The sequence below is a fragment of the Pseudoalteromonas sp. Of7M-16 genome, from assembly GCF_022347805.1.
Lineage (GTDB): Bacteria > Pseudomonadota > Gammaproteobacteria > Enterobacterales > Alteromonadaceae > Pseudoalteromonas > Pseudoalteromonas luteoviolacea_F.
In genome coordinates this window covers 137,833-143,881 of the sequence record NZ_JAKRFY010000018.1, presented here as the reverse complement: position 1 = coordinate 143,881, position 6,049 = coordinate 137,833, and the positions used below count along the sequence as shown (strand labels likewise).

Annotated in this window: 7 protein-coding genes; all 7 read left to right on the top strand. The window is 42.9% G+C overall.

The window, feature by feature from the left end:
* The first annotated feature begins 734 nt into the window (after positions 1-734).
* The 7 genes from flgB to flgH all read left to right on the top strand — a co-directional run bounded on the left by flgB (position 735) and on the right by flgH (position 6,043).
* Positions 735-1,148, top strand: a complete 414-nt coding sequence (gene flgB / locus MHN81_RS18295; protein ID WP_023401737.1) for a flagellar basal body rod protein FlgB — start codon at positions 735-737, stop codon at positions 1,146-1,148.
* 2 nt (positions 1,149-1,150) lie between these two features.
* The gene (flgC, locus tag MHN81_RS18290) at positions 1,151-1,582 is read left to right on the top strand and encodes a flagellar basal body rod protein FlgC (RefSeq protein WP_023401738.1); all 432 of its coding nucleotides are present in this window, start codon (positions 1,151-1,153) and stop codon (positions 1,580-1,582) included.
* Positions 1,583-1,597: 15 nt separating this feature from the next.
* Positions 1,598-2,275, top strand: coding sequence for a flagellar hook assembly protein FlgD (locus MHN81_RS18285; protein WP_023401739.1), 678 nt, complete (start codon positions 1,598-1,600; stop codon positions 2,273-2,275).
* 38 nt (positions 2,276-2,313) lie between these two features.
* Positions 2,314-3,663, top strand: coding sequence for a flagellar hook protein FlgE (flgE, locus tag MHN81_RS18280; RefSeq protein WP_023401740.1), 1,350 nt, complete (start codon positions 2,314-2,316; stop codon positions 3,661-3,663).
* A gap of 110 nt (positions 3,664-3,773) precedes the next feature.
* A complete protein-coding gene (locus MHN81_RS18275) occupies positions 3,774-4,538 on the top strand; it encodes a flagellar basal body rod protein FlgF (protein ID WP_023401741.1) in 765 nt (254 codons plus the stop codon).
* Positions 4,539-4,556: 18 nt separating this feature from the next.
* Complete coding sequence (gene flgG / locus MHN81_RS18270) at positions 4,557-5,345, top strand: flagellar basal-body rod protein FlgG (protein WP_023401742.1); 789 nt, start codon at positions 4,557-4,559, stop codon at positions 5,343-5,345.
* Between the two features lie 17 nt (positions 5,346-5,362).
* A complete protein-coding gene (flgH, locus tag MHN81_RS18265; protein WP_023401743.1) occupies positions 5,363-6,043 on the top strand; it encodes a flagellar basal body L-ring protein FlgH in 681 nt (226 codons plus the stop codon).
* Positions 6,044-6,049: the final 6 nt, after the last annotated feature.

The window sequence follows — 6,049 nt, the reverse complement described above, 5'->3', positions numbered from 1 at the left end:
AGGCCGAATTACCCTCGGGCAGTGAAAATGAAGAAGAAAGAGTTTCCAGTTAAAAGGAGCCAGCCACTCAAGGCCCCTTAAACGAACAGCATTGGAACTCGCTTCAGGATCTATGTATTCGATACTAGCTAGGTGTTAGAGGTGATTGCCTTAACAACTATTAAAACAGCTCATTTCACCTTGCGTAAAAAGAGCGAATTCACTTCGTTCATTGTCGCTAACCTTTTACACCTTACTGCGTTCGCTGTCGGTAACCTTTTGCACGATTTCTTGGATTAGAGAGGTACATTGGTTATCTCCGGTTAAAACGGCTTATATTACCTTGCGTACAAATTAGTTGCGGTGCTCCTTGCCCCTAAAGGTTGGTGAAAGGCAGCCATCTGTTCGGTATTAGTACTTTTTTAACCATCCCCCCATTGCTGGCGGCTTTTTGCTGCAAACTTATACGTGCAGGTACAAATGTACTTTCCAGCCGCTACAGTGATAATTCAATCCTGAGCAATTCAATAAAGTGAGCGTGATCTCTATATCAATTCTCCCCCCAATTTACGGAATAAAACCTGCTTGTACAAAACTATATAAGAGTTAAAAGCATATTATTGACAAAGGTGCTGGACTAAAGGTTTATTTGCAAGTTACTGATATTAAGGTTTTAAATGTTAGTTTTGAATTGGTTTTAAAGTTGGTCCTACTTTTGCATTAACCTGCATATAGTCAAATTTTTGGAGTTGGTTATGGCAATTAGTTTTGATAAAGCGCTTGGGGTGCATCAGCATACAATGTTGATCCGCTCTCAACGTGCCGAGATTTTGGCAAGTAATATTGCGAATGCTGATACTCCCGGTTACAAAGCAAAAGACATCGATTTTGGCCGAGCACTTAGTGCGGCAAAGACGGCACAACAAAGCGGCAATCAAATGACCCGAACCAACGAAAGACACATTAGTGGTGGGACAAGATTGACTAACAGTGATGAACTATTTCGTAATCCAAATCAAACAGATACAGGTGATGGTAACTCAGTGGATATACAGGTGGAACGAAACTTGTATGTACAGAATGCATTAGAGTACCAAGCTAGTTTGAACTTTTTGGGTGGTAAATTTAAAAGCTTGAAAAAAGCGCTTGGTGGTGGTCAAGGAGCCTAATTATGAGTTTATATAACGTTTTTGATATCGCAGGCTCTGGCATGAGTGCACAAAATGTTCGCTTGAACACCACTGCCAGTAATATATCCAATGCAAACAGCATCAGTTCTAGTCAGGACAAAGTGTATCGGGCAAGGCACCCTGTTTTTGCCGCTGAGTTAAACAAAGCGGCCGCAGCGCACCCAAATACAATGAGTTCTTCGGTAGGCGTTAAGGTTTTAGGAATTGTAGAGAGCGATAAGCCTTTACAGGTTGAATACAATCCAAACCACCCTAGTGCTGATAAAGATGGTTATATCTATAAACCGAATGTGAATGTTGTGGAAGAGATGACAAATATGATCTCCGCCTCACGTTCGTACCAAACGAATGTTCAAGTAGCAGACGCAGCAAAACAGATGTTAAGTAAAACTCTGTTGCTTGGTCAGCGCTAATTGGGAGTATAGCTGATGAGTAATGATGTCAATTCCGCAACTACGTCTTTAGTAGACTCGTTGCGTTGGCCAGATAAAAAAGTGCCAACTGAGAAAAATGATGAGCTAAAGCAGGAAGACTTCTTTGCGTTACTCACCCAGCAGTTGTCTTACCAAGACCCGAGTAAACCTGCTGACAATGATCAAATGATCTCTCAGATGACAAATTTTACCATGGCTGAGGGAATATCAAACTTGAATACCAAGTTTGAATCACTAGCTGCATCAATGACGTCAAACTCAGCACTTCAAGCTTCGGCGTTAATTGGTAAAAAGGCACTGCTAGAATCCGACACTGTTGAGCATGGTCCAGGCATGCAGTCACGAGGATCCATCATTGTTGCAGAGCCCGTTGAAAAGCTCACTTTGAGTATTGTTAATGATAAAAATGAGCTCGTTAGGAAAATAGAGCTAGGGGAACAGAGTGTTGGTGCGACACGTTTTGATTGGGATGGCTTGAATCAAAGCGGCGACCCAGTGCCTCCTGGTGAATACACGATTAAAGCTGAAGGGCAAACAAACGGTAAGTTTGAATCTTTGCCTACAGCGACTTTTAGAAATATTGATAGTGTTAATGTTAATGGCTCTCAGGGCATTGTAATTAACACCAAAGCTGGTGCAGTTAGATTAACTGACGTTGCAGAAATAGCGTAATCAAAAGATTTTAACCTTAATTATAGAGGTATTAGAGTATGAGTTTTAATATTGCTTTAACAGGACTAGCTGCTGCCCAAAAAGACTTGGATACCACAGCTAACAACATTGCAAACGTAAATACGACAGGTTTTAAAGAGTCGCGTGCAGAGTTCGCTTCAGTTTACGCTTCGTCAGTATTTAGTGCAGGTAAAACTAAAAATGGTGATGGTGTTTCAACGACAATGGTTGCCCAACAGTTTCACCAAGGTTCTTTAAACTTTACCCAAAACTCACTTGACCTTGCGATTACAGGTGAAGGTTATTTTGCAACAAGTGAGGAATTAGGTGGTCAAGACTATACATTTACACGCGCCGGTGCATTTAAACTCAATAAAGATAACTTTATCGTTGATGCCAATGGTAACTTTTTACAGGGCTTCCCAGTTGATCCTAGTACAGGTGATACGACTTCGGTGAGTTTGAGTACATCTTCTGCATTGCAAATTCCGGATGCGTCAGGTTCTCCTCGTGCTACCACGAATGTTTATTCTTCGTTTAACCTAGATTCACGTGCAACGGCACCGTCTGTACCGTTTGATCCTACAGTGAGCGCGTCATATAACAGCTCGACGTCGACGACTATTTACGACTCACTGGGTGAACCTCATACATTACAGTTCTTTTTCCGTAAGGAAGACCCTACAACCAATGCAAATGAGTGGCAGGTATATGCGACGCTTGGAGGCCAGCAGTTTGATGCCACCGGTACGCAGATTGCGGCGCCTCCTGGGACCCCAATCACCGAATTTGGTTTTAACGCGCAAGGTTTTCCTGAAGATACAGGTAACCCAGCAGTGCCAAACACCGGTACTACATTCAATCCATTAACACTTACCGGTACTAACTTATCTGGCTTGTTGACCAACGGTGCGACATTCCCGTCAGATATCCAGATGAACTGGCGTGATGAAACTAATACTAGTTCTAAACTACCAACTCAGTTTGCGAGTCGATTCGAAGTTAAGGCGCTTGACCAAGACGGCGCGACTACTGGCCGATTAGCGGGTATTGATATCGGCGCGGACGGTAAGATTGTTGCCTCTTACAGTAATGGTGACTCTACCTTCTTAGGTCAGGTAGCAATGGTACGATTCTCTAACTCACAAGGTCTAACTGAGGCTGGAAATACAGGTTGGAAGAAAAGTTTAACATCAGGTGAGCCTATCGCAGGTGAGCCGGGCTCAGGTACGTTAGGGTCAATCAACTCTTCAGCATTAGAGCAATCGAATGTTAACTTGACCAACGAGCTAGTTGATTTGATAAGTGCGCAGCGAAACTTCCAAGCAAACTCAAGGGCACTGGAAGTAAACTCGACACTACAACAAAATATATTGCAAATCCGATAACACTAATCACATTTCAAAAGCCGCATTCGCGGCTTTTTTATTTTTTGACACTCACCTTGGCACTAATATTGCTTTTATCACTATATATTGAACAGTTTTAGGTCGTTCTCATGGATAAAATGCTATATGTCGCCATGTCTGGAGCTAAACAAAGCTTACGCGGTGTAGCGCTAAAAGCGAACAACTTAGCAAATGCTAATACCACGGGTTTTAAAGCAGACTTTGCTCAAGCTCGCTCTATGCAAGCGTTTGGTGAAGGCTTGCCGACACGTGTATTCGCCATGCAAGAGCGTCCAGGAACAAATATGTTAAGTGGTGCTGTCGCAGAAACTGGACGAGATTTGGATATCGCGGTTGATGACAAGTCTTGGATAAGCGTCATGGATGCTAGCGGTGAAGAAGCTTATACAAAAGTGGGCACGTTAAATATTACAAGTGATGGTTCTTTGGTGACCAGTCATGGTCGTCAATTAATTGGCGAAGGTGGACCAATCATTCTTCCTCTTCCAATAGACAAAGTGGTATTTAGCGATGATGGTTCAATTCAGATTCGCCCTCAGGGGGCGCCCGCCAATTTTTTGGAAACTGTAGATAGACTCAAAATTATTACCGCAGACAACTCAAAGTTGGAGAAAGGTAATGATGGTCTATTTCGACCCAAAGAAGATCAGCTTGAAGATGGCCATTGCGGCTTTTGTGAAGTATCACCTACAGCAAAAGTCATGAGTGGCTATTTGGAAATGTCCAACGTCAATCCAGTTCATGAGATGGTGGATTTGATTAACCACCAGAGGCAGTTTGAAATGCAAATGAAATTAATGAAGTCAGCAGAAGAAATCGACGAGCGACACACTTCGCTCCTGCGCATAGTATAAGAGAGTGAGGTATAGATTATGAATCCTGCATTGTGGATAAGTAAAACAGGGCTCGACGCCCAGCAAACTGACATTTCAGTTATCTCGAATAACTTAGCCAACGCCAGTACCGTTGGTTATAAAAAGAGCCGAGCAATCTTTGAAGATTTACTCTATCAAAATATTAACCAGCCAGGTGGGCGTTCATCACAAGATACCGAACTTCCTTCAGGTTTAATGCTCGGTGCTGGTTCTAAGGTGGTTGCCAACCAAAAGAACTTTTCACAAGGTAATATGATAAGTACCGAAAACTCTCTTGATTGGATGATACAAGGTCCTGGCTTTTTTGAAATTCAAATGCCTGATGGCACAATCGCCTACTCGCGCAATGGTCAGTTTACAACGGACGAAACGGGCCGTGTGGTAACCTCTGGCGCAGGTTTCCCGGTGCAACCGGAAATGACAGTACCAGATAACGCAAACTCGATAACGATTTCTCAAGATGGTGAAGTTTCTGTCAGCATTAATGGACAAGCAGAAAATACCGTTATTGGTCAGCTTGTGATCAGTGACTTCATTAACCCATCAGGTTTGGAACCAATCGGTCAAAACTTGTATACCGAAACTGCGGTAAGTGGTGCGCCTGTACAAGGTAACCCGGGGGTTGAAGGGCTTGGCAGCATGGTGCAAGGGGCGCTTGAAACTTCTAACGTAAATGTTACCGAAGAGCTGGTGAATCTAATAGAGACCCAGCGTGTTTATGAAATGAACTCAAAAGTGATCAAGTCTGTTGACGAAATGCTGAGTTACATCAATCAACAACTTTAATTAAGGTAGGGCAGATCATGCGTAAATGTATATTGGTAGTTGCGCTAGGCTTAGGCCTAAGTGGTTGCATGTCAACAGAAAATAGTGATGTAGTTAGAGATGATCCATACTACGCGCCTATGTATCCTGACATGGAAGCTGAGCCTGTGGTTTCAACAGGATCGCTGTTCAATTCATATTCGAATGATCTGTACTCGGATAAAAAAGCGGTGAGAGTGGGCGACATCATTACAGTGGTGCTCAGAGAGTCGACACAAGCTTCAAAAGCGGCAAACTCAAAGTTAGATAAAGATAGTGAGGTCAACGTCGATCCATTTCTTGGTCTTGGCAATGCCCCAGTTAATATTGGTGGTGATGCCATCCAACTAGATATGGGGGCCAACTCTTCCTATCAGGGCGATGCTCAAGCAAATCAATCAAACAGTTTATTTGGTAATATCTCAGTGAATGTAATGCGAGTCTTACCGAATGGTAATTTGGTGATCCGAGGCGAAAAATGGTTAACTCTTAATACTGGAGAGGAATTTATTCGTCTTGAAGGTTTGGTTAGACCACAGGATGTTTCTGCTGAAAACGAAGTGGAATCCAACCGCATTGCAAATGCACGGATCCAATATTCGGGTAAAGGGCAAACACAAGAAGTTCAAAGTGCTGGTTGGTTGACCAAGTTCTTCATGAGCACCTTGATGCCATTTTAAGGAAGT